At 68.2% G+C, this 23,002-nt stretch carries 18 protein-coding genes; 8 read left to right on the top strand and 10 right to left on the bottom strand.

Translation table 11 applies throughout. From position 1 onward, the window contains the following. Positions 1-73: 73 nt before the first annotated feature. The 7 genes from AC3A3Q_RS04645 to AC3A3Q_RS04615 form a co-directional block, all read right to left on the bottom strand. On the bottom strand, positions 74-784 hold the full coding sequence (locus AC3A3Q_RS04645; protein WP_487585115.1) for an MOSC domain-containing protein: 711 nt from the start codon (positions 782-784) through the stop codon (positions 74-76). Beyond that, positions 777-1,358, bottom strand: coding sequence for a redoxin family protein (locus AC3A3Q_RS04640; RefSeq protein ID WP_487585114.1), 582 nt, complete (start codon positions 1,356-1,358; stop codon positions 777-779). The genes AC3A3Q_RS04645 and AC3A3Q_RS04640 overlap by 8 nt, the downstream gene beginning before the upstream one ends. Positions 1,359-1,443: 85 nt before the next feature. Continuing rightward, positions 1,444-1,680 (bottom strand): glutaredoxin family protein, encoded by a 237-nt coding sequence (locus tag AC3A3Q_RS04635; protein ID WP_487585113.1) that lies wholly within the window; start codon positions 1,678-1,680, stop codon positions 1,444-1,446. 102 nt (positions 1,681-1,782) lie between these two features. Continuing rightward, entirely contained in the window at positions 1,783-2,427 is a 645-nt protein-coding gene (locus tag AC3A3Q_RS04630; RefSeq protein ID WP_487585112.1) for a MarR family winged helix-turn-helix transcriptional regulator, read from the bottom strand. Between the two features lie 58 nt (positions 2,428-2,485). Beyond that, positions 2,486-3,226: a 2OG-Fe(II) oxygenase gene (locus tag AC3A3Q_RS04625; protein ID WP_487585111.1), complete on the bottom strand. Its 741-nt coding sequence runs from the start codon at positions 3,224-3,226 to the stop codon at positions 2,486-2,488. A 196-nt stretch (positions 3,227-3,422) separates the two neighbouring features. After that, complete coding sequence (locus AC3A3Q_RS04620; RefSeq protein WP_200607652.1) at positions 3,423-3,872, bottom strand: GNAT family N-acetyltransferase; 450 nt, start codon at positions 3,870-3,872, stop codon at positions 3,423-3,425. Positions 3,873-3,882: 10 nt separating this feature from the next. Next, positions 3,883-4,182, bottom strand: a complete 300-nt coding sequence (locus tag AC3A3Q_RS04615; protein WP_200607650.1) for a DUF2782 domain-containing protein — start codon at positions 4,180-4,182, stop codon at positions 3,883-3,885. 91 nt (positions 4,183-4,273) lie between these two features. Here AC3A3Q_RS04615 and polA point away from each other — a divergent pair, with 91 nt between their 5' ends. Together polA and AC3A3Q_RS04605 are read left to right on the top strand one after the other, a co-directional pair. After that, on the top strand, positions 4,274-7,054 hold the full coding sequence (gene polA, locus AC3A3Q_RS04610) for a DNA polymerase I (protein ID WP_487585110.1): 2,781 nt from the start codon (positions 4,274-4,276) through the stop codon (positions 7,052-7,054). Positions 7,055-7,731: 677 nt separating this feature from the next. Next, complete coding sequence (locus tag AC3A3Q_RS04605; protein ID WP_487585109.1) at positions 7,732-8,220, top strand: DUF421 domain-containing protein; 489 nt, start codon at positions 7,732-7,734, stop codon at positions 8,218-8,220. A gap of 21 nt (positions 8,221-8,241) precedes the next feature. On the opposite strand, the gene hemF is transcribed toward AC3A3Q_RS04605, so the two are convergent. Beyond that, positions 8,242-9,168 (bottom strand): oxygen-dependent coproporphyrinogen oxidase, encoded by a 927-nt coding sequence (gene hemF, locus AC3A3Q_RS04600; RefSeq protein ID WP_487585108.1) that lies wholly within the window; start codon positions 9,166-9,168, stop codon positions 8,242-8,244. A 150-nt stretch (positions 9,169-9,318) separates the two neighbouring features. Between hemF and AC3A3Q_RS04595 the strand changes: the two genes are divergently transcribed. Both AC3A3Q_RS04595 and AC3A3Q_RS04590 read left to right on the top strand, forming a co-directional pair. Beyond that, a complete protein-coding gene (locus AC3A3Q_RS04595; RefSeq protein ID WP_487585107.1) occupies positions 9,319-11,037 on the top strand; it encodes a DUF3300 domain-containing protein in 1,719 nt (572 codons plus the stop codon). A gap of 13 nt (positions 11,038-11,050) precedes the next feature. Then, positions 11,051-11,983 (top strand): DUF2950 domain-containing protein, encoded by a 933-nt coding sequence (locus AC3A3Q_RS04590; protein ID WP_487585106.1) that lies wholly within the window; start codon positions 11,051-11,053, stop codon positions 11,981-11,983. Between the two features lie 130 nt (positions 11,984-12,113). On the opposite strand, the gene AC3A3Q_RS04585 is transcribed toward AC3A3Q_RS04590, so the two are convergent. After that, positions 12,114-14,486: a S9 family peptidase gene (locus AC3A3Q_RS04585; RefSeq protein WP_487585105.1), complete on the bottom strand. Its 2,373-nt coding sequence runs from the start codon at positions 14,484-14,486 to the stop codon at positions 12,114-12,116. Positions 14,487-14,659: 173 nt separating this feature from the next. Here AC3A3Q_RS04585 and AC3A3Q_RS04580 point away from each other — a divergent pair, with 173 nt between their 5' ends. The 4 genes from AC3A3Q_RS04580 (at position 14,660) to AC3A3Q_RS04565 (ending at position 20,917) form a co-directional block, all read left to right on the top strand. Then, on the top strand, positions 14,660-16,063 hold the full coding sequence (locus tag AC3A3Q_RS04580; RefSeq protein ID WP_487585104.1) for a cytochrome ubiquinol oxidase subunit I: 1,404 nt from the start codon (positions 14,660-14,662) through the stop codon (positions 16,061-16,063). Further along, on the top strand, positions 16,063-17,076 hold the full coding sequence (gene cydB, locus AC3A3Q_RS04575; RefSeq protein WP_487585103.1) for a cytochrome d ubiquinol oxidase subunit II: 1,014 nt from the start codon (positions 16,063-16,065) through the stop codon (positions 17,074-17,076). Before AC3A3Q_RS04580 ends, cydB begins: the two co-directional genes overlap by 1 nt. A 261-nt stretch (positions 17,077-17,337) precedes the next feature. Beyond that, positions 17,338-17,607 carry a YcgL domain-containing protein gene (locus AC3A3Q_RS04570; RefSeq protein ID WP_487585102.1) on the top strand — a complete coding sequence of 90 codons (270 nt, stop codon included), beginning with the start codon at positions 17,338-17,340 and terminating at the stop codon, positions 17,605-17,607. 37 nt (positions 17,608-17,644) lie between these two features. Continuing rightward, entirely contained in the window at positions 17,645-20,917 is a 3,273-nt protein-coding gene (locus AC3A3Q_RS04565; protein WP_487585500.1) for an ankyrin repeat domain-containing protein, read from the top strand. A gap of 127 nt (positions 20,918-21,044) precedes the next feature. Here the strand turns inward: AC3A3Q_RS04565 and AC3A3Q_RS04560 are convergent, their stop codons facing one another. After that, positions 21,045-22,874, bottom strand: coding sequence for a monovalent cation:proton antiporter-2 (CPA2) family protein (locus AC3A3Q_RS04560; RefSeq protein ID WP_487585101.1), 1,830 nt, complete (start codon positions 22,872-22,874; stop codon positions 21,045-21,047). Positions 22,875-23,002 lie beyond the last annotated feature (128 nt).

Genomic DNA, 23,002 nt, shown 5'->3' with positions numbered 1-23,002 from the left:
TCGCACTGCGCTTGCGCGGATTCGCCGCCGCAGGGATTGCCTGCTCGGTGTATCGGCCCGGGGGCCGCAATCTTTAGTGCTGGTCGGGGCCGTCGATGCGCTTGCCCCAGTCTTCCACTTCGCTGCGCAGCAGGCGCGTCTCGATGAGCTTTCTCCAGGACGGAACCAGCGGCAGCGCGAGGGCGGCGCGCAACTCGTCGGCGTCAAGGCTGCGTTCGAAGATCAGTGCGCACAGGCGGCGCAGGTTCCATTCCGGAAAGGGACGCGCGTCCAGTTCGACCAGGTCGCCCAGTCGCACATCGCCTGGCTGCAGCACGCGGTAGTACCAGCCCGTGCGGCCGCTGGACTGCACGCGCCGTGCCATGTCGGCAACGCCGAGCCGGTCGCTGAGCTTCCAGCACGGCTGCCGGCCCTGGCTGACCTCCACCACGGCGGTGCCGATACGAAATCGGTCGCCCAGGCATACATCGTCTTCGGTGAGGCCGCGGCTGCTCAGGTTCTCGCCGAACGCGCCCGGCGCATCCAGGCGCCCCGGGGCGACCAGGTCGCCCAGTTCCTCGCGCCATGGCGCGTAATGGTCGAACGGGTAGTGATGGACCGCCTTGTCGGGGCCGCCATGCACCCGGGGGTCGGCTTGCTCGTCGCCGACAAGGCCCAGCAATTCCATGCGCACGCGATCGCCGGCCGGACGCTTGTCGATCGCGCTGGTACTGCCCGGACGCGTGTAAGGGCGCACCTGGCCAACCAGCAGGGCATCGATCCGCGGTCGCGACGGTTCAGGCATGGGCGTGTGCATCGTCTGGATGTGGGTCGGAAGGAATCGCGCAGGTTCCGTCGCTGCAAGATACCTCCTCGCTCCCGGCAGTATCGCGCGTCGTCGATGCACCCGGTTCAAGCATCAACGCGGCAATTTCCGCGCCAAGACGCAGCGGATCGAACTCACCGAAGTGCTGCTGGCGCACACGGCCTTCGCGGTCGATCAGGGTCCAGGTCGGCGTGCCGCGCATGCCGTAGGCCTGCATGGTCGCCGGCAACGGCTGCGAACCGTCGTGGCGGTCGATCCCGATCGGGAAGCGCAGTCGATACTCGTGGGCGAAGGCACGCAGCGCGACCGGTGTCATGGCCTCGTGGTGTTCGAAGACCGTATGCAGGCCGATCATTGCGACCTGGTCGTGCGGAAACGTGGAATGCACGCGTGTCGCCAGCGGTAGCGCCTGGGCGACGCAACCCGGGCACAGCATCTGGAAAGACAGCATCACTATCACTCGACCGCGCAACGCTTGCAGCGAAAGCGGCTGTGGCGTGTTCAACCACGAATCGACGCGCCATTCCGGCGCGGGCTTGGAAATGTTGAGCATGGCAGTGCCTCATGGCGACGCATTCAGCGTCGGGGCGCTTGTTGCCGGCACGGCGAAGACACCGCGCCGGCAACGGCGCAGGTCGTCAGCGCAGGTCGTCGAGGGCCGCGCCGAAGTTGACGTGCATCGGCGCGCCGCCGATCACCAGCGCGGGTACGGATTTGACGCCGGCGCGACCGGCTTCGTCGATGCGGGCCGGCGATTCGCCAAGGTGGACGATCTCGACCTCAAAGCGCTGCGGATCGAGCGCGTATGCGAGCTGCTGTTCGGCATCGACGCAGACCGGGCAACCGGCGTGATAGAAAACGGCCTTCTGCTTCATACTTGTGTTCCTTCTGTTCGCTGTGACGCGGGGGGAGGGGGTTGCTACATGTGACCCGGACGGCGTCCGATTGCAGTCGGACGCCGTCCTTCTTGCACCGGCCTAGGAAGGCACGGCATCGCGGAAACGCTGTACGGCGAGCGCCAGCGCCTCTGCGGATTGGGGTTGCTGATCGGCGCAGTCCACGCGCAACTGCGCGTCGCCGAACGGGGCGCCGACATAGGCGCAGAAATGCGGTTGCTTCGGGTCGGACGATGCGTAGGGGCGGAAGAACTCGCAGCCCAGGCACGTCCGCAGTCCGCTGGCCATGCCGAGCTGCTGCGCCTCGCGCATCATCAGCTGGATCGCCCGCAGGAACTGGCCGAGCTCGCGTTCCGGCAACGCCCGCAGCAGCGGGCCCAGGCCGGCGGCCGGATCCTGCAAGCGGCCGGCCAGCCGTTTGCCCGATGCGGTCAGCGACATGCGCCAGGCGCGGCCGTCGTCCGGATCCGGCCTGCGCCGGACCCATCCCTTGGCTTCCAGCGTGCGCAGCGACTCGCTGACGCTTGGTGCCGATACGCCCAGGCGCGTGGCCAGCTCTCCGCTGCGCAGGCCCTGGGCATTGCCTGCCAAGGCGAGCAGCAGCGAGCGCTGCGCCGGGTGCAGTGGCGGGGTGCCGTCTTCACTCCACGACTGTGCGCGCAGCAGGGCGCTCAGCCGTTCGATGCCGACAAGGGCCTGGTCGAGTTGGTTAACGGGGCCATCCATGGCCGATAACTTAGGAGTCCTAAGTAATAAATTCAAGACCGTTCGTCGGCCGGTCCGGTCAGCGGGCGTCGTGGAAGATCACCCCCAGGGTGTGCCTGCGGCCGGCATGGACACGGCTGACGCCGTGCCGCATCTGCACGCGGTAGGTGCCGCGGGAGCCCTTCACGGGCCGTTCCCGCACCGCGAACACGGCGGCATCGCCCTGCTGCAACGGCAGCACTTCGACGCGCGACTGCATGCGCGGGCGTTGCTCGGTCAGGACCAGCTCGCCGCCTTCGAAATCGTGCTGCGGCCGTGACAGCAGCACCACCAGTTGCAACGGGAACACATGTTCGCCGTAGACGTCCTGGTGAAGGCAGTTGTAGTCGCCCTTGTCGTACCGCAACAGCAGGGGCGTCGGTCGGGTCTGGCCGGCCTCGTGGCATCGCGCGATGAAATCGGCGTGCTCGTCGGGAAAGCGCACGTCGATCGCCATGGCCTCGTTCCAGCGATTGGCAATCGCGACCAGATGCGGATAGACCGCGCTTCGCAACGTGGCGACCGTGGCCGGCAGCGGATAGGCGAAGTAGCGATACTCGCCGCGGCCGAATCCATGCCGGGCCATCGTCACCGTGCTGCGGAAACCGTCTGGGCGGTCGTACAGGTTTGCGATCGCGTCACATTCGCCCGGGTCCAGCAGCGCCGGTATGCGCGCGCAGCCCTGGGCATCGAGTTGTGTGCCGACGCCCTGCCAGTCGACCCAGCCGATGCGCTGGATCAGGCCTTCGGAACACCAGCGCGGTTGCACCAGCGCACTCATGCGCGTGCCAGGCGCAGGCCGCGCCGGGTGTGGTGGATGGTGGGAGCGTGCATCGCGTGCCTTGATCGAAGAGTGCGCGGATGAATCTAGTTGGCACGCCTCCGGCCCGATATCCGGTTCTTGCAGCGCATGGGCGCCGTCGGCAACGGGTGCCCGGCCTGGATCCCGGCATGCGCCGGGATGACGGCCTGGTGCGCTACTTCAGCGCAATCCCGAAGTGGAACGCCTCGATCCGCAATCCTTCGCGCAGGTAGAACGCGTGCGCGTCCTGGCGATGCGTGCCCGAGTCCAGCTGCAGCCGCGCGCAGCCCAGGCGCCGTGCCTCGGCCTTGAGCCAGTCGAGCATGGCCTTGCCGTAGCCGCGGCTGCGCACCGTGGTGTCCACGACCAGGTCGTCGACATAGACATGCTTGCCGACGGCGAGCATCTCCATCACTCGCCAGCAGGCAAATGCGCGCGGCTCGCCACCCTCGTCGAACAGGACCGTTGCGCGGCAGCCTTCGCCGATCTGGCGCAGCATCTGCGCGACGAAGCGGTCCTCGTCGAACTCGGGTCGCAACTGCGAGACCAGCGGCCAGATCGCGCGCAGGTCGGATTCGGAAGTGAGCGTGCGGATAGCGTGTCCGCGGTCCTGCGTTGTCGTCATCGTGCGTTGCTTACCAGCTGAAGAGCTTGTACTGCACCGGCGAGATCGGGCCTTCGCCCTTGCTGCTGTCGAGGATGCCGTCGCCGTTGCTGTCGGTCAGGTAATAGACCGGGCCGCGGGCCGGGGTGATCTTCACCACGCGCAGCTGGCCGGCGACGTGGTACTCCTCGATGAGATCGCCACCTTCGATCGTGCGCGAACGCACTTCGGCGCCCTGCAGGCCGGCAGTCGGGTCGTCGCCGGCGCCCATGGTCGCGCAAGCCGTCAGGGTCAGCGGCAGCAGCATGAGGGCGAGCAGGTGGTTGCGCATGGCGGTCTCCAATCCGGTGGGGGTCGCAGGTGACAGGATACGCGCTCGCGCTGAAGTGGCGGTGATGGACGGACCCCGTAGAATCGACCGCATGAACCAGCCAGCCCCCCGCCTTGTCCTGATCGATGGCTCCAGCTACCTGTATCGCGCGTTCCATGCGCTGCCTCCGCTGACCAACGACGCGGGTGAACCCACCGGCGCACTGTTCGGCGTGGTCAACATGCTGCGCGCGACATTGAAGGAACAGCCGACCTACGTCGCATTCGTGGTCGACGCGCCGGGCCCGACGTTCCGCGACGAGCTCTATCCCGACTACAAGGCCAACCGTCCGCCGATGCCGGACGACCTGCGCGCGCAGGTGCAGCCGATGTGCGACATCGTCGAGGCGCTGGGCATCACCATCCTGCGCATCCCCGGCGTCGAGGCCGACGACGTGATCGGCACGCTGGCGCTACGCGCGGCCGAGCAGGGCATCGACGTCACCATCTCCACCGGCGACAAGGACTTCGCCCAGCTGGTGCGTCCGGGCATCGCCCTGGTCAACACCATGAGCGGCAGCCGCCTGGATTCGGAGGCGACCGTGATCGACAAGTTCGGCGTGCGTCCGGACCAGATCATCGACCTGCTGGCGCTGATGGGCGACACCGTCGACAACATCCCCGGCGTCGACAAGTGCGGCCCGAAGACCGCCGCCAAGTGGCTGGGCGAGTACGGCACGCTCGATTCAGTCATTGCCCATGCCGACCAGATCAAGGGCAAGATCGGCGAGAACCTGCGCGCGGCCTTGCCGCGCCTGCCGCTCAATCGCACGCTGACCACGATCCGCACCGACCTGGAGCTCGAACGCGCGCCGACCGAACTGGCGCTGCGCGAGCCGCATGCCGACGACCTGCGGGTGATGTACGCGCGCTATGGCTTCAAGCAGGCGCTGAAGGAGCTCGAGGGCGGCGCTGGCAACAGCGATACCGGCGACGCGCGTGGCGCAGGCGTGCGCAACACTGCCGCGGGCTATGCGCGTGCGGCGTCGGCGCCGGCTGAACCACCGCATCCGGAACTGTCGGCACCAGGCGAATACGAAACCGTGCTGACGTTGGACCAGCTCGACACCTGGATCACGCGACTGCGCGATGCCGACGAGTTCGCCTTCGATACCGAAACCGATTCGCTCGACCCGATGCAGGCGCGCCTGGTCGGCCTGAGCTTCGCCGTGGAGCCGGGCCGGGCCGCCTACCTGCCGCTCGGCCACGACTATCCGGGCGTGCCCGCGCAACTCGATCGCACTGAAACCCTGGCCGCGCTGGCGCCGTTGTTCGCCGATCCGGGCAAGAAGAAGCTCGGCCAGCACGGCAAGTACGACCTGCACGTGCTGCGCCGCAACGGCATGGAGATCGCCGGCTACGCCGACGACACCATGCTCGAAAGTTTCGTCTACAACGCCACCGCCAGCCGCCACGACATGGACTCGCTGGCCAAGCGCTACCTGGGCTACGACACCATCAAGTACGAACAGGTCGCGGGCAAGGGCGCCAAGGCGATCTCCTTCTCGCAGGTCGCCATCGACGATGCCACGCGTTACGCCGCCGAGGATGCCGACGTCACGCTGCGCCTGCATCGCGCGCTGGCGCCCAGGCTCGCCGCCGAGCCGGGACTGGAACGCGTCTACCGTGACATCGAGATGCCGCTGGTCCCGGTGCTGGCGCGGATCGAGGCCAACGGCGTGATGATCGACGGCGACGAGCTGCGCCGGCAGTCGGCCGACCTCGGCCGGCGCATGCTGGCCGCGCAGCAGAAGGCGACCGAGATGGCCGGTCGCAGCTTCAATCTCGATTCGCCCAAGCAACTGGGCCAGCTGCTGTTCGACGAACTCAAGCTGCCGGCCCTGGTGAAGACGCCCTCGGGCGCACCCTCGACCAACGAGGAAGCACTGGAGGCGATCGCCGAGCAGCACGAACTGCCGCGCGTGATCCTCGAGTACCGCGGCCTGGCCAAGCTGCGCAGCACCTACACCGACAAGCTTCCGGAGATGGTCAACCGCGACACCGGCCGCGTCCACACCAGTTACCACCAGGCCGGTGCCGCGACCGGTCGGCTCGCCTCAAGCGACCCGAACCTGCAGAACATCCCGATCCGCACCGATGACGGCCGCCGCATCCGCCAGGCCTTCGTCGCACCGCCGGGCCGACGCATCGTCGCCTGCGACTACTCGCAGATCGAACTGCGGATCATGGCGCACCTGTCCGAGGATGCCGGCTTGCTGCGCGCATTCGAATCGGGCGCCGACATCCACCGCGCCACCGCCGCCGAAGTGTTCGGCAAGTCGATGGAAGAGGTCAGCGGCAACGAACGCCGCGCCGCCAAGGCGATCAACTTCGGCCTGATGTATGGCATGGGCGCATTCGGCCTGGCGCGCCAGTTGAGCATTGCCCGCGGCGAGGCGCAGGACTACATCGCCCTGTACTTCAGCCGTTACCCGGGCGTGCGCGATTTCATGGAGCGCACCCGCCAGCAGGCACGCGAGCAGGGCTACGTCGAGACCGTGTTCGGCCGCCGCCTGTACCTGGAGAACATCCAGGCCCGCAACCAGGGCCTGCGTGCCGGCGCCGAGCGTGCCGCGATCAACGCGCCAATGCAGGGCACGGCGGCGGACATCATCAAGCGGGCGATGATCACCATCGACGGCTGGTTGGCCGGGCAGGGCAACCGTGCCCTGATGGTCCTGCAGGTCCACGACGAACTGGTGTTCGAGGTCGAGGAGGGGTTTGTCGACACCCTGCTGGCCGAGGTCGGCGCCAGGATGTCCGGCGCGGCCCAGTTGCGGGTTCCGCTGGTGGTCGACAGCGGCGTCGGGGCCAACTGGGATGAGGCACACTAGGGGCCGTCCGCCGGCGCTCTGGCCGACGAACGGCGGCCCTCGACCCCGGTTTGGCCGGGTCGGGCTTCCGGCGAGTTTCATGCCAGCGCATTCAGTGTCTGGCTGAACAGGAAAACCGCTGGGGTAATCGTTTTCCCAGAATGAATCCGTCCTGAATCCAACGGATTGTTAACCCGAATCTTCACGAACCATCCATGTACGGAATGGTCATATAGGTCGCGACAGGTGCAACGCCTGTCGTAGATCTCTCCCTCCCCTGGAGTGATCCCCCGGAGCGAAGACCCCTCCCCAGGTCCCGCTCCACCAGCCCCGCCGGCCCCCCCTGCCTGCGGGGCTTTTTATTGCCTGCGCTTTTTGCGCAGGCAATAAAAACCCAAAGTTTGCTGCGCAAACCTTGGGCCCCGCTATGTACCTCCGATCCCCGGCGGCTGCCGCCGCGCCCCCTTACCAAGGGGGCTGATGACTTCGGACGGGCTGCTGTCGCTGCGTCATCGCGTCATCGCGTCATCCCAATCCCTCACCGTCATCCCGGCGCACGCCGGGATCCAGGCCCGCAGCCGTCAAGCACACCTCACCGTCATCCCGGCGAACGCCGGGATCCATCTTGCTGTTGTCGTTGCCCCGTCCTCGTGCGTGCGTGGTGCACAATCGCCGCGATCCCGTCGCCGGAGCACTACATGTTCGAGATGTCGATGCCGTGGTGGGAGTTCGTGTTTCGTGCGGTCGTGGTCTACGTGGTGCTGCTGGCGATGATCCGCATGTCGGGCAAGCGCACGATGGGGCAGTTCACCGCGTTCGACATGCTGTTGATCGTGCTGCTCGGCAACGCCGTGCAGAACGCGCTGCTCGGCAAGGACACGTCGATGACCGGCGGGCTGCTGCTGGCAGCCACGCTCATCATCCTCAACTGGCTGGTCGGCTTCATCACCTCGCGCAGCAAGACGGCCGAACACATCCTGGAGGGTGTGCCGGTGGTGCTGGTGCGCAACGGGCATGTCTATCGCGATGTGCTCAAGCGCGAACTCGTCAATCGCGACGACCTCGCCAAGGCCATGCGCGAGGCCGGGTGCAGCGATATCGAACGGGTGCGGCTGGCGCTGCTGGAAACCGACGGCCACATCACGATCATGACCAACGACCAGAAGAGCGGTGGCAGCGACGATTGACGCTGCCCGGCACCGCCATGCTCAGCGAATGAGTTCGTTCAACCAGTCGCGCGGACGCAGGTAGTCGGCCAGGCGCGCTTCGGCGCTGCCGTCTTCGGGCGTGAACCCGTATTCCCAGCGCACCAGCGGCGGCAGGCTCATCAGGATCGACTCGGTGCGGCCGCCCGACTGCAGGCCGAACAGCGTGCCGCGGTCGAACACCAGGTTGAACTCGACGTAGCGTCCGCGCCGGTACAGCTGGAACTGGCGCTCGCGATCGCCGAACGGCGTCTGGCTGCGGCGCTCGACGATCGGCAGGTAGGCATCGAGGAAGCCGTCGCCGACCGCGCGCATGTAAGCGAAGTCACGGTCGGCGTCTTCATGCAGGTCGTCGAAGAACAGGCCGCCGACACCGCGCGTCTCGTTGCGGTGCTTGAGGAAGAAGTACTCGTCGCACCAGTGCTTGTGCTTGTCATAGCGCGGCTGGCCACCGAACGGCTCGCACAGGTCGCGCGCGGTGCGGTGCCAGTGCAGCACGTCGGCGTCGAACGGATAGAACGGGGTCAGGTCGAAGCCGCCACCGAACCACCACGCCACGGTCTCGCCATCGCGTATCGCGCGGAAGTGGCGCACGTTGGCATGCGTGGTCGGCAGGTACGGATTGCGCGGATGGAACACCAGCGACACACCCACCGCGCGCCACGAGGCGCCGGCCAGTTCCGGTCTCGCGGCGGTGGCCGACGGCGGCAGCTTCGTGCCGGATACATCCGAGAAGCCGATCCCCGCCTGCTCGAACACGCCGCCGTCGCGAAGGATGCGGGTGCGGCCGCCACCGCCCTCGGCACGCTGCCAGAGGTCTTCGCTGAAGCGCGCGCTGCCGTCCACGGCCTCGATCGCCGCGCAGATGCGGTCCTGCAGTCCGGTGAGGTAGTCGCGGACGTCGTCGAATCCGGGTGAGGGCTCGGTCATGTTCACAAGAAACTTGCAGGGGTGGTGCGCATGATAGCCGCCGCCTGAACCAGGGGCCCTCCGGGCCGTTCCATCGCCCGGCGGACGCGGGTTTCAACGACACAGCGTTGGGAGTAGTCCGTGCGCAACCATCGTCGAATTGGCCTTCTCATGGTCCTGCTGTCGCTGGCCGCGTGTTCCGGCGACAAGACTCCCGCGCCCGCGGCGACAGCGCCGGCGCCCGCTCCAGCCGCCCCCGCGGCCACGCCTCCTCCGGCGACGACGCCAGCGGCCGCTCCGGCCTCGACGTCGTTCAGCAAGGAAGAGCTGGACCAGATGGTCGCGCCGATCGCGCTCTATCCCGATCCGCTGCTGGCGCAGGTGCTGATGGCGGCGACCTATCCCGGCAACGTCGCCGATGCCGCGGCGTGGTCGAAGGCGAACCCGAATGCCAAGGGTGACGACGCGGTCAAGCAGGTCGCCTCGCAACCGTGGGACCCGAGCGTGCAGGCGCTGGTGGCATTTCCGCAGGCCCTCGACACCCTCGGCCAGGATCCGGCCTGGGTGCAGCGCCTGGGTGATGCGTTCCTCGCCCAGCCCAACGAAGTGATGGATGCCGTGCAGCGGTTGCGCCGCCAGGCCCAGGCCGCCGGCAACCTCTCGTCGAACCAGTACCAGAACGTCACCGTGCAGGCCGCGCCGACCGGTCCCGCGCCTGCGGCGGCGCCGTCGGACGGCGGCGGTGGTGGTGGCACCACGGTCATCCAGGAACCACAACCGCAGCAGACCATCATCATCGAGCCGAGCAATCCGGAGGTCGTGTACGTCCCGTCGTACAACCCGACCACGGTCTACGGCAGCTGGGCGTACCCGTCGTATCCGCCGGCGTACTACCCGCCGTCGCCTGGCTACTACGCCGGCAGTGCGCTGATGGCTGGCCTGGCGTTCGGTACCGGCATCGCCGTCACCAACGCCTTGTGGGGCGACTGCGACTGGGGCGGTGGCTGGGGCGGCGGCGACGTCGACATCGACGTCAACCGCTACAACAACATCAACACCAATCGCCAGATCAACAACAGCAACTGGCAGCACAACTCGCTCAACCGCGATGGCGTGCCGTATCGCGACAACGCCAACCGCGAGCGCTACGGCCGCCAGCTCGATGGCGCGCAGAACCGCAACCAGTTCCGCGGCGACGACCCGGGCCGCGCCGATGCGCGCAACCGTGCGCGCAGTCAGATGGAGAATCGTGGCATCGGTTCGCCGGCCAGCAGCAACCGCGAGGCGCGTGATCGCGCACAGGCGGCGAACCGCGACCTGCGCAACAATCCGCAGGCGCGTGAACGCCTCGAAGGCGGCGGGGCACGCGATCGCGCCCAGGGTGGTGGCCAGTCGCGCGACGCGCAGCGTCAGCGTGCGCAGTCCGCCGCGCAACAGCATGCGTCACGCGACCGTTCGAAGCCGACCGACCTGGGCGGCAACCGTCCCAACGCCGCGCAGGATCTTGCATCGCGCGATCGTTCGAACAACGCCGATCGCGAACGCGCCCGCCAGGCCGCCGGCGGCGGTGCCGGCAACCGCAGCCAGGCCGATCGCCAGCGTGCGCAGCAGACGGCGCAGAATCGCCAGGCGCAGAACCGCCAGCGTCCACAACAGAGCAACAACCAGGCCCGGCAGCAGGCGCGCTCGCAGCAGGCGTCGCGGCAGGCACCGCGCAACAACGCGATGTCCGGCGCGCGCAATCCGCAGCAGTCGCGCCAGCAGGCCAATCGCGGCCACTCCAGCCAGGCATCGGCGCGTCAGTCACGCGGTGGTGGCGGTGGCGGCCACCAGGTGCAACGTCAATCCCGTCCGCCGCAGCGCCAGGGTGGCGGCGGCCATCGTCGTTGAGAGGGAGACATCCATGACCTTCATGCCGTCGAACCGCGTGCTGTCGAAATGCGTGCGGCGCATGCTTCCTGTCGCGATGATGGCGATGCTGGCCTTGCCGGCATCCGCACAGCAAGCCTTTCCGACACCCGATGCGGCCGCCGAGGCGTTCGTCGCCGCGCTGGGCACGCAGCGCGCCGACGCGCAGAAGCTCGAAACGCTGCTCGGCAAGGATTGGCGCGAATACATCCCGATCGAAGGCATCGAGCGCGCCGACGTCGAGGCCTTCCTCAAGGGCTATCGCGAAAAGCACAGCATCCAGACCGCAAAGGACGGCACCGCCCGCCTGGCGGTCGGCAAGGATGCGTGGACGCTGCCGATCCCGCTGACCAAGGGCAAGGCCGGCTGGGCCTTCGACACGCATGCGGCTACCGACGAGATCCGCGCGCGCCGCATCGGCCGCAACGAAGACGACACGATCGAGTCGGAGCTGGCCTATCACGATGCGCAGACCGAATACGCGGAAGTCGATCGCGACGGTGACGGCGTGCTCGAGTACGCGCAGAAGGTGCTCAGCACCGACGGCAAGCACGACGGCCTGTACTGGGCCGATGACGACAGCGGCCAGGTCAGCCCGCTCGGGCCGCTGTTCGCCGACGCCGAGCCGGGCAGCGACTGGCACGGCTACCACTTCAAGATCCTCACCGCCCAGGGGCCGTCGGCACCGGGCGGTGCGTACAACTACATGCTCGGCAACAACATGAGCCGCGGCTTCGCGCTGATCGGCTGGCCGTCGAAGTACGGCGACACCGGCGTGATGAGCTTCATGATCAGCCACGAAGGCGAGGTGTTCGAGAAGGATCTCGGACCCGACAGCGAGAAGCTGGCCAAGGCGATGACGAAGTTCGATCCGGACAGCAGCTGGAAGGAAGTGAAGCCGCCTGCTGCGACGGCTGCGACGCGCTGAGGCGCCTTCCCCTCTCCCTGGCCGCGTTCGCGGCCTGTCCCTCCCCCACAAGGGGGGAGGGTCATGTCGTTCCTTCTCCCCTTGTGGGAGAAGGTGCCCGAAGGGCGGAAGAGGGGTGTTGCTTTTGCCCTTACTTCAACGTCCGCTCAAACAACTCATAGATCCGGCGGTACTCGTCGTACCAGCTGTCCGGATGCGTGAAGCTGTGGCGCTCCATCGGGTACGGCGCGATCTCCCACTTGTCCTTGCGCAGCTCGATCAGCTTCTGGCTGAGCACCACCGAGTCCTTGAAGAACACGTTGTCGTCGATCATGCCGTGGGCGATCAGCAGGTTGTCCTGCAGGCCGTCGGCGAACTCGATCGGTGACGACACCTTGTACGCCTGCGGGTCGAGCTCGGGCGTGTTGAGGATGTTGCTGGTGTACTCGTGGTTGTACTGCGACCAGTCGGCCACCGGGCGCAGCGCCGCGCCGGCCTTGAACGTGCCCGGTGAGCGGAACAGCGCCATGAACGTCATGAAGCCGCCGTAGCTGCCGCCGTAGATGCCGGCGCGGTCCTTGTCGCCGCCCTTGTTGGCGACCAGCCAGTCCAGTCCGTCCAGGTAATCCTCGAGTTCCGGATGGCCCATCTGGCGGTAGATCGCCGTACGCCAGTCGCGGCCGTAGCCCTCGCTGGCGCGGTAATCCAGGTCGAGCACGATGTAACCCTGCTGCACCAGCAGGTTGTGGAACATCTGCTCGCGGAAGTAGTTCGGGTAGCGGTCCGACACGTTCTGCAGGTAACCGGCGCCGTGCACGAACATCACGATCGGGTACTTGCGCGACGGGTCCGGGTTCTTCGGGCCGTAGTACTTGCCCCAGACCACGCCGGCACCGTGCTTGCTCGGCACCTGCACGTACTCGGGCTTGATCCACTCACGCGCCTTGAACTCGGGCTTGCGCGTGTCGGTCAGTTGCACCAGGCCGTCACCGCCGGTGTTGACGACGGCGAGCTGCGGCGGCGTGTAGCTGTCGGAATGGCGCACCAGCACCTTGGAACCGTCGGGCGACAGCGAGAAATCCTCGACGCCGTTGAGCGAGGTCACTTCGCGTACGTCGCCGCCGTTGCGGTCGACCGCGCAGACTTCGTAGTCGCCCGGCCACTTGCGGTTGCAGACGAAGTAGAAGCTGCGGCCGTCGTTGGACAGCTGCGGCGCGGATACTTCCCACTTGCCCGAGGTCAGCGCGCGCGACTTGCTGCCGCCGTCGTTGACGTACAGGTGCGAGTAGCCGCTGCGCTCGGACAGGAACCAGAGCGCGCCGTCGTTGGTCCAGCCGAAGTCGTTGAAGCCCCAGTTGATCCATGCCGGATCGGTGAGGCGGTCGCGCATGGCCAGCTTGGCGTCCGAGCCCGGAGATACCGTCGCGATCCAGCGGTCCTTGTTGTCGATCGCGCGGATCAGAACAGCCGCCTGCCGGCCGTCATCGCTCCAGTGGATCGCCGGGCCGGTGCCGTCGCCGTCGGTCTCGATGCGCACGGCGCGGTCGCCCTTGAGCGGATCCTTCTTGGCGGCCTTGCGCATCGCCGCGAGCGGATCGTCCTTGATGCCAGGCAGGCCGTCGAACTTCAGCTCGGTCGCCTTGGCGGCGTTGACGTCCACCAGCCACAGCTTGTGCGCCACCGGTGCGTTGCGGCCGACGCGCACGCGCACGTCCTCGAATTCCTCGTAACCCGATTCGGTCACGTACTTGGGCATCTTGCCGGCCTTGCCTTCGTCGGCATCCTTGGCCGAGGTCACCACCAGCAGGTACTTCGCATCGGGCGACAGCGCGCTGTCGACGATCTTGACGTCGTCACCCAGGTAGGTCGGTGCGGCGGCGCGGGTCGGATCGGCCTGGCGCCACTGCTCGCTCTGCGCGCGTGCGGCGTCCTTCTGCGCGCGGTCGTTCTTGAGCGTGGCGATCATATCGAGCTGGCGCGTGCGCAGGTCGTCGGCCTTCGGTGCCGCGGCCGGATCCTTCTCGGCCTTGACGATCGCCGCCTGCGACGTGCCCTGGCCGGCGCGCCACTGGTACCAGTCGTTGCCGCTGCGGAACACGAGGTTGCCGTCGCTGCTCCACTGCGGCGTGGCTTCGTCGTCGTTGCTGCGCGTGACCTGGGTCAGCGTGCCGTTGCGCAGGTCGCGCACGAACACGTCGCCGTTGCGCACGAATGCCATGCGCGTGCGCTGGGCATCGAGCACCGGCTGGGCGGCATCGAGGTCGGCGCGGGCGGCGCCATCCAGGCGAGCGGCCGCGGCGCCGTTGATGCCTTGCTGCCAGGTGTCGCGGATCGTCGCGCCTTCGCGGCGCAGCTGGTACTGCACGCGCTGGCCGTCCCAGGCCCACCAGGCCTGTTCGACCGGCGGCCCGATCCAGTCCGGATCGGCCATGGTCTGGGCAAGGGTGATGGGCGTCTGGGCGTGGGCGCTGGACAGCAGCAGCGTCGACAGGGTCAGGGCGGTGGCAAGCGGCGAAAGGCGCATCGGGTCGGGACCAGGCGGATTGGCGAGTGGGCAAAAAACTGCCGAAGCGTATCAGTCCCCGGGTTTGCCGGATCGGGTCATGCGTCATGGGAAACAGTGAAGTGACCTGGACGAGGGTGACAGCCCCTTTGACGCGGCGCACAATAATGTGCAGGAAGTCATGGAGTCATGCCGTGGACGCACTGCTTTTGTCGCGCATCCAGTTCGGCTTTGTCATCTCGTTCCACATCCTGTTCCCGGCCTTCACCATTGGCCTGGCGAGCTGGCTGGCCTTCGCCGAGTGGCGCTGGCTGCGCACCCGCGACACCCTGTGGCGCGACCTGTACTTCTTCTGGACCAAGATCTTCGCCCTGTCGTTCGGCATGGGCGTGGTGTCCGGCATCGTCATGAGTTTCCAGTTCGGCACCAACTGGGCCACGCTCAGCGAACAGGCCGGCAACATCCTCGGTCCGTTGCTCAGCTATGAAGTGCTGACCGCGTTCTTCCTGGAAGCTACGTTCCTCGGCGTGATGCTGTTTGGCTGGGGACGCGTCAATGAACGCATGCATTTCCTGGCGACCTGCATGGTCGCACTGGGCACGCTGATCTCCACGTTCTGGATCATCTCGGCCAACAGCTGGATGCAGACGCCGACCGGTTACCGCATCGTCGATGGCGTATTCGAACCGGTCAGCTGGATGCAGATCGTCTTCAATCCCTCGTTCCCGCTGCGCCTGGCGCACATGGTGCTGGCGGCGTTCATCACCACGTGTTTCGTGATTGGCGGCGTCGGCGCGTCCTACCTCCTGCGTGGCGTCCACGTCGAAGCCGGCAAGCGCATGTTGAAGGCGGCAGTGATCTTTGCCGCGATCACGGTGCCTGCGCAGGTGATCGTCGGCGACCAGCACGGTCTGGTCGCCCTCGAGCACCAACCCATCAAGGTCGCGGCAATGGAAGGCCACTGGGATCACTATCCCAAGGGCGAGGGCGTGCCGCTGGTGCTGTTCGCGGTGCCCAACGAGAAGGCCGAGCGCAACGACTACGAGGTCGCGATCCCGAAACTGGGCAGCGTGATCCTCACGCACACGCTGGATGGTGAGATCGCGCCGCTGAAGTCGGTGCCGGCCACCGAGCGGCCGCCGGTCAAGCCGGTGTTCTATGCGTTCCGGGTGATGGTCGGCCTGGGCACGCTGATGCTGCTGCTGGCGATGGTGTCGCTGTGGATGTTGTGGCGCGGTCGCCTGTACGCCTCGCGCGTCGTGCTGCTGGGCTGGAAGACGCTGATGCTCTCCGGCTTCGTCTGCATCCTCGCCGGCTGGTACGTGGTCGAGATCGGTCGCCAGCCCTACGTCGTCTACGGGCTGTTGCGCACGGCCGATGCGGTCAGCCCGATCCTCGCCGCGGCGAGCGTGATGACGTCGCTGATCGTCTATGCGCTGGTGTACGCCATCGTCTTCGGCGCCGGCATCTGGTACCTGCGCAAGCAGGTGCTCAAGGGCCCGCTGCCGCACGAACCTCCACAGCACACCGAAGGCGGCGACAAGACGCCAGCGCGGCCGCTGTCGGCATCCGGCGACAACCTCGAGGAGGGCACGTAATGGACCTGGCGACGGTGCTTCCGGTGGTGTGGTTCGGCGTGATCGGTTTCGGCGTGCTGATGTACGTCGTGCTCGACGGTTTCGTGCTCGGCCTGGGCATCCTCGCCCCGTTCGCCGAAGACGAGCACCAGCTCGACCACATGATGAACACCGCGGCCCCCATCTGGGACGGCAACGAAACCTGGCTGGTGCTCGGCGGTGCCGGCCTGCTGGCGGCATTCCCCAAGGCCTACGCGGTGGTGCTGTCGGCGCTGTACCTGCCGGTGTTGCTGATGTTGATCGCGCTGGTGTTCCGTGGCGTCGCCTTCGAATTCCGCTTCAAGGCACAGCGCAGCAAGCCGGCCTGGGGCGCGGCGTTCTCGCTGGGATCCATGTTCGCCGCGTTCGCCCAGGGCGTGATCCTCGGCGCGCTTGTCGAAGGCATGCCGCTGCAGGGTGGCAAGTACCTGGGCGGCGCCTTCGGCTGGTTCAGCCCGTTCTCGATGCTGACCGGCGTGGCGGTGGTGTTCGGCTATGCGCTATTGGGTTCCACCTGGCTGATCCTCAAGACCGAGGGCCGCATGCAGCTGGTCGCGCGCAGCCTGACCCGGCCGCTGGTGCTGGTGGTGGTCGCCTTCATGGGTCTGGTGAGTGCGTGGCTGCCGTTCCTCGACTCGCGGATCATGGCGCGCTGGTTCGACGGCCCGAACTTCTGGTGGCTGGCGCCGGTGCCGCTGCTGGCCCTGGCCAATGCCTTCGCCCTGTGGCGCGCGGTGATGCGCGAGGGCCGTGACGCGACCCCGTTCCTGCTGACCCTGTGCTTCTTTGCACTGGGCTTCGCCGGGCTGGTGCTGGGCATCTGGCCCAACATCGTTCCGCCGGCGCTGTCCATCTGGGACGCGGCCTCGCCGCCGTCGTCGCAGGGTTTCGTGCTGGTCGGCCTGATCGTGCTGCTGCCGGCGATCCTGGGTTACACCTACTGGTCCTACAGCGTGTTCAGGGGCAAGGTCGCCGCCGACGCCGGGTATCACTGAGGGGCGAGGAGCGGGAATGGGGAAGGGGGAATGCGGCGGTCGTCGCTCGGTGGCCGCTGTTTTCGAGTCCCCGCCGAGGCCGCACACATGAGGTTCCGGATCAGGAGGACGGTCCCGAGCGTTCCCCATTCCCTCTTCCCCATTCCCGCTTCAAACACCTGAAAATCTGAACCTCCCGTTGTGCCAGCGCGCCACAACGACAGGTATGCTGTGTCCAACATCACGTTGCGGCCGTTTTTGCCGCTGCTTTCGTCCGGACAGATGCAAGCCTACGTCTACAAGAGCCTCCGCAAGGCCGACACCTACGTGTACCTCGCCAAGCGCGACGAGTTCGCGCGCCTGCCCGAACCGCTGCGTTCGCAACTGGGCACGCTGCAGTTCGTCCTCGAAGTGGCGCTGACGCCGGAGCGCAAGCTCGCCCGCGGCGACGCGGCCGTGGTGCGCGAGAACCTGGCGGCGCGTGGATTCCACCTGCAGTTCCCGCCGACCCTGGACGATCCGATGACGGAGGACTGGGGCACCGATGCCTGAGCCGATGCCGCAGAAAACACCGTATTCGACCCGGACGATGCGCCTGGGCGGATTGCTCGCCGGCGCGTCCGCGCTGTGCCTGCTGACCGGCCTGGGGGGCATCGTCGCCGCGGTTGCCGGCGTACTAGCCCAGCCGCTGGCGGCATTGGCCGTGCGCGGCTGGCGCGACGGCGCCCTGCCGACGCGCAATGAAGCAGTGCGCGAAGCCGGCGTGCTGGCACTGCTGTGGGCCGCGGCGATCATCGTGCTCGCTGCGGTCGTGGCCTGGCCGCTGTCCTCGCTGCTGCAGACCGGCTCGCTGGCGTCCGCGCTTGGCCTGAGCGCCGTGACCGGTATCGCCCTGCTCGGCCTGTGGCGACTGTGGCCGCTGTGGCTGGGTGCCGAACGCGAGGGTGGGCCGCTGCGCGAGCACTGGCAGGCCCTGGGCGAACTGGAACTGAGCGCCTGGCGCGGACTCGGTGTCGCCGCGATCGTGCTGGCGCTGGCCGCGATCGTGCTGCTGCTGGCCTGGCCGGGCGTGCTCGGAGGCGGCGCGCGCTGGACGGTTGCCGTGCTGTTCGCACTGGCAACGCCGGCCCTGCACCTGCTGCTGCAGCAGGTCGCCCCGGCCGAGCCACTGCCCGGCTTCGCCTACGACGATGACGACGAGGAAGAGGACGAACCGGTCGCCCTCGTCGACGGCGAACCGCTTGCCCCGGCGCTCTACGCCGCCGCCCGCAGCGGTCGCGTCGAACGCGCGCTGGAACTGATCGAACTGGGCGCCGATGTCTCGGCGCCGCCGCCGGCAGACGAGCGTGACCAGCGCAGCCTGGCCGTATTGGCCGCGGTGCTGCCGGACCTGCGCCTGCTGCGCACGCTGATCGCCCACGGCATCGACCTCAACGCCACGCACGCCGGTATGAACCCGCTGCTCGCCGCCACGCGCGACAGCTGGCACGGCCGACCCGATGCGGTCATGACCCTGCTCGCCAACGGCGCCGATCCGCGCCGGACCGATGCCGAGGGCAACACGCCGCTGCATCACGCTGCACGCAGCTCCGACCCGGGCGTGGCCGCGCTGCTGCGCGATGCCGCGGCCGAACTCGACCCGCTCAACCACGACGGGCTGTCGCCGCTCGGCGTCGCCTGTGCCAGTGGCAACTGGCGCCTGGCCAAGTTCCTGCTCGAGCGCGGCGCGCGCCCGGAACCGGCCGGCGGCCAGCCGGTATTGCTCGCCGCGGCCGGCGCCGACGAAGACGACGTCGCCGGCGTCGGCCTGCTGCTCAAGCACAAGGCCCGCGTGGACGCGCGCGACCGTCGCGGTCGCAGCGCCCTGCACGAAGCCGCGCTCGCCGGCCATCTCGACATCGCCGCGGCGCTGCTCACCGCCGGTGCCGACGCCGATGCGCGCGACCTGGAAGGTCGCAGCCCGTTCCTCGAGGCCGCTCGCGGCGGCCATCTCGACATGCTCGAACGCCTGCTCGCGCACCTGCCGCGCGGCGGCGCCGATGCCGCAGTCGCCGTCGACAGTCGCGGCCGCAACGCGCTGGTGCTGGCGTGCATGGCCGACTCGCCGGCGCCGGCGCTGGTGCAGCGACTGCTGGACCTGGGCGTGGACGCCGAACAGCGCGATGCCGACGGCAAGCGCGCGATCGATCGCGCCGCCGAGGCCGGGCGCTGGTCGCTGGTGGCCGCGCTCGACCGCGCCTATCCGCTGCCGTCGGCGCTCAGCGAAGACGGCGACGACGATGCGCCGCTGCCCGATCGCGCGCCGACCGTGCTGTTGCGCGATGGCCTGCGCGACGGCCGTGCCGAGGAACTCGGCGGCCTGGCGCAACTGCTCAGCGCCGGCGAACGCGGCGCGTTGCTGCACGACGACGAGTCGGCGACTTCGGCGCAGCGCGTGCTTTGGCTGCTGGCCCAGGGCGCCGATCCGGAAGCACGCAACAGCACCGGCGACACGCCGGTGCACGCCCTGATCGCGCGCGGCGGCCCGGCCGTCCCGTCGCTGCTGGCGCTGCTGCGCCGTGGCGTATCGCCGGCCGGTGCCGGCGGACTGGCGCGCTTCCTCGCGGCCTGCCACGGCGACGACGGCGACGGCACGAACCTGGAAGCGGTCGCGCTGGAACTGATCGATCGCGGCGCCGACCCGTTCGCGCGCTCACCTGCCGGTGACCCGGCGCTGGCGCTGGCGGTACGACTGGACTGGACGCGCGTTGTCGAGCGCCTGCTCGCGATCGGCGTCGACCTCAACGCCCGCGACAGCCATGGCATGAGTGCCTTGCACCTGGCCGCCGCGCTCGGTCGCGACGAGATGCTAAAGCGCCTGGTGGCTCAGGGCGCTGCCCCCGACTTGCTGGCCGCCGACGGACAAACGCCGCTCGGCGTGGCACTGGCCTCGGGCCGCCGCGACCTTGCCGACTGGCTCGACTGGCGCGGCTGGCCGTTGCCCAGGCGCCCGCTGCAGGCGCAGGACGTGCCGGCGGCCGCGATCATGGGCGATGCCGACGCCGTGCGCCGCCTGCTCGATCTGGGCCTGCCGGTCGATGCCGTCGATGCGCAGGGCTGCACCGCACTGCTGCGTGCGGCCGGTGGCGGTCATCGCGCAGTAGTTGATCTCCTGCTTGCCCGCAACGCCGACCCGAAGGCCACCGCCAACTCCGGTGCGACGCCGCTGTCGGCGGCCGTGAGCATGCGCCACGCCGAGATCGTCGATCGCCTGATCGCATCCGGCGCGCCGCTGGAACAGCGCCTGCCGGGTGAACTGACGGTGCTGATGGTCGCCTGCGCACTGGGCCTGACCGACCTGGCCGCGCGCCTGCTGGCTGCCGGTGCCGACGTCCAGGCCTGCGACGCGCAGGGCCGACAGGCGCTGCACTGCGCGGCGATGTACGGCTTCAATGCGCGCGAGCGTTCGCGCCTGGTGGCGTTGTTCGACACGCTGCTGCTGGCCGGCGTCGACGCCGACCAGCCGGCGGCCGGCGCGACCCCGTTGCTGCTGTTGCTGGGCGCGCGCGCCGAGCCTGGCACCGGTGCCGACGAGGACGTGCTGATCGCCGGCATGCAGTTGCTGGTCGACCACGATGCCGCACTCGATGCCAAGGACCCGCGCGGCTTCGGCCCGCTGCACCTGGCGGCGCTGCACGGCCTGTTGCGCGTGGTCCAGTTCCTGATGCGTGCCGGCGCCGACCCGGACCTGCGCGATGCGCTCAACCGCACCCCGCGCGAGATCGCGGTGATGCGCGGCTTCATCGACATCGCGGCGGAGTTCGCACCGCCGGCGCCGGGTCAGAACGTGTCGATGGCGCGGTTCCTGCGCGAGCCTCGCTGAGGCCGTCCGCCCTGTCACCGTCATCCCGGCGAACGCCGGGATCCAGTGACGGAGCATCAAGCGAAAAGCAGGCAAGTTGCGCGGTCACGTGATGGGCCTGGATCCCGGCCTTCGCCGGGATGACGACTCATTCCTCGTCCAGCACATTCTCTTCATTGCGCGTCGCATGGGCGATCTCGCCGAGCACGCCTTCGCCGAAGTCGGCGTTGAACAATTCCTCCAGCTCGCGCCGTGCATCCTGCGTCGACTGCAGCAGCGCGTCCTCGTCGTCGCGGATCAGGTACTGCGCACGCAGCAGGCGCTGGTCGTGCTCGCGGAAGCGTTCGGCGTGGTCGCGTGCCATGTCCTCCGACAGGCCCAGCTCGACCAGCACCCTCTCGCCCATGCGCAGGCTGCTGTAGAACGTCTCGCGCAGCGCCCGCGCACCCAGGTCCATCAGTTCCCAGGCGTGGCGACGATCGCGCGCACGGGCGAACACCGTCGCCTCCGGATACAGGCGGCGGATCGTGCGCACCGTGTGCAGGTTCTCCTCCACGCCGTCGATGGCGACCACGAACACCTTCACGTGTGCCGCACCGGCTGACCGCAACAACTCGGCCTTGGCCGGATCACCGTAGTACACGGGGTTGCCGAAGCGGCGCACGAAGTCGACCTGGTCGGCGCTGTGCTCGATGCCGATGAAGGGAATCTTCTGCGCGACCAGCAGTCGGGCGACGATCTGCCCGAAACGGCCGAAGCCGGCGATCAGCACCTGCGGCGCGCCGTCCTCGGGAAGGGTGTCGAACTTGCGTTCCTTGCGCCGTATCGGGTTGGACGCGAGCAGCCGCGAAATCGCGATCAGCAGCAGCGGCGTCAACGCCATCGACACACCGACCGCCGCGGCGAGGCGGTCGCGCATCGGGTCGTCGATCAGGCCCGACTTCACGCCTTCGTTGAACAGAACGAACGCGAACTCGCCACCCAGCGCCAGCACGCCGCCCAACTGCAGCGCCCCGCGTGGGTCGAGGCCGCCCGGGCGTCGCCCGATCAGGTAGAGGATGGCGAACTTCACCACCATCAGCACCACCACCAGCCCGGCGATCAGCCACGGCTCGGACAACACCCGCTGCAGGTCGATGCTCATGCCCACGGCAATGAAGAACAGGCCCAGCAGCAGACCCTTGAACGGATCGATCTGCGCTTCGAGTTCGTGGCGGAATTCCGAATCGGCAAGCAGTACGCCGGCGATGAACGCGCCCAGGCCCGCCGACAGTCCGGCGACCTGCATGATCCAGGCGCTGCCGAGCACCGTCAGCAGTGCCGCACCGGTGAACACCTCGGGCATCTGCGCGCGCGCAACCACGCGGAACACGTGCCGCAGCACGAAGCGACCGCCGATCACCAACGCCAGCACCGCGCCGACGGCCTTGAGCACATCGTCCCAGCCGAACTCGGCGGCACCGGCGCGACCGAGCAACGGAATGGCAGCGAGCAACGGGATCGCGGCAAGGTCCTGGAACAGCAGCACGCCGAACGCCACGCGGCCGTGGTCGGTGGTCAGCTCCTTGCGCTCGGACAACAACTGCAACCCGACCGCGGTCGACGACAGCGTCAGGCCGAGGCCGATCAGCAGCGATGCCTGCCAGCTCAGTCCGGCCACCATCGCCAGGCCACCCAGGGCCAGGCCGCACAGCAGCACCTGCAGGCCACCGACGACGAAGACCGGCTTGCGCATCACCCGCAGGCGAGCTGCCGACAATTCCAGGCCGATCACGAACAGCAGCATCACCACGCCGATCTCGGCGGCGGTCAGCACGCGCTCGGCCTCGGTCACCACGCGCAGGCCGTACGGGCCCAGCACCACTCCGGCGGTCAGGTATCCCAGCACCGCGCCCAGGCCGAAGCGACGGAATATCGGCACCGCGATCACGGCGGCCAACAGGAATACCAGAGCAAGTTCCAGACCACCGCTGTGCATGAGCACCTCCTGGTCCGGAGTATAAGTGCCGGCCGTTGCCGAAGACCCGCGAACCCTTCACGGGAGGGGATTGCGCCAAGGCGCGTTTCCGGGTGTCATGCGCAAACCGAAACGGGGATACGCAAGGA

The organism is Lysobacter sp. Soil_C_59, from assembly GCF_057656415.1.
The sequence above is the reverse complement of the archived record's forward strand: the minus strand, read 5'-3'. Positions and strand labels throughout refer to the sequence as shown.

Coding starts and splice junctions, on each gene's coding strand:
- AC3A3Q_RS04645 (WP_487585115.1), bottom strand. CDS start 784: ATGCCTGAACCGTCGCGACCGCGGATCGATGCCCTGCTGGTTGGCCAG.
- AC3A3Q_RS04640 (WP_487585114.1), bottom strand. CDS start 1,358: ATGCTCAACATTTCCAAGCCCGCGCCGGAATGGCGCGTCGATTCGTGG.
- AC3A3Q_RS04635 (WP_487585113.1), bottom strand. CDS start 1,680: ATGAAGCAGAAGGCCGTTTTCTATCACGCCGGTTGCCCGGTCTGCGTC.
- AC3A3Q_RS04630 (WP_487585112.1), bottom strand. CDS start 2,427: ATGGATGGCCCCGTTAACCAACTCGACCAGGCCCTTGTCGGCATCGAA.
- AC3A3Q_RS04625 (WP_487585111.1), bottom strand. CDS start 3,226: ATGAGTGCGCTGGTGCAACCGCGCTGGTGTTCCGAAGGCCTGATCCAG.
- AC3A3Q_RS04620 (WP_200607652.1), bottom strand. CDS start 3,872: ATGACGACAACGCAGGACCGCGGACACGCTATCCGCACGCTCACTTCC.
- AC3A3Q_RS04615 (WP_200607650.1), bottom strand. CDS start 4,182: ATGCGCAACCACCTGCTCGCCCTCATGCTGCTGCCGCTGACCCTGACG.
- polA (WP_487585110.1), top strand. CDS start 4,274: ATGAACCAGCCAGCCCCCCGCCTTGTCCTGATCGATGGCTCCAGCTAC.
- AC3A3Q_RS04605 (WP_487585109.1), top strand. CDS start 7,732: ATGTTCGAGATGTCGATGCCGTGGTGGGAGTTCGTGTTTCGTGCGGTC.
- hemF (WP_487585108.1), bottom strand. CDS start 9,168: ATGACCGAGCCCTCACCCGGATTCGACGACGTCCGCGACTACCTCACC.
- AC3A3Q_RS04595 (WP_487585107.1), top strand. CDS start 9,319: ATGGTCCTGCTGTCGCTGGCCGCGTGTTCCGGCGACAAGACTCCCGCG.
- AC3A3Q_RS04590 (WP_487585106.1), top strand. CDS start 11,051: ATGACCTTCATGCCGTCGAACCGCGTGCTGTCGAAATGCGTGCGGCGC.
- AC3A3Q_RS04585 (WP_487585105.1), bottom strand. CDS start 14,486: ATGCGCCTTTCGCCGCTTGCCACCGCCCTGACCCTGTCGACGCTGCTG.
- cydB (WP_487585103.1), top strand. CDS start 16,063: ATGGACCTGGCGACGGTGCTTCCGGTGGTGTGGTTCGGCGTGATCGGT.
- AC3A3Q_RS04570 (WP_487585102.1), top strand. CDS start 17,338: ATGCAAGCCTACGTCTACAAGAGCCTCCGCAAGGCCGACACCTACGTG.
- AC3A3Q_RS04565 (WP_487585500.1), top strand. CDS start 17,645: ATGCGCCTGGGCGGATTGCTCGCCGGCGCGTCCGCGCTGTGCCTGCTG.
- AC3A3Q_RS04560 (WP_487585101.1), bottom strand. CDS start 22,874: ATGCACAGCGGTGGTCTGGAACTTGCTCTGGTATTCCTGTTGGCCGCC.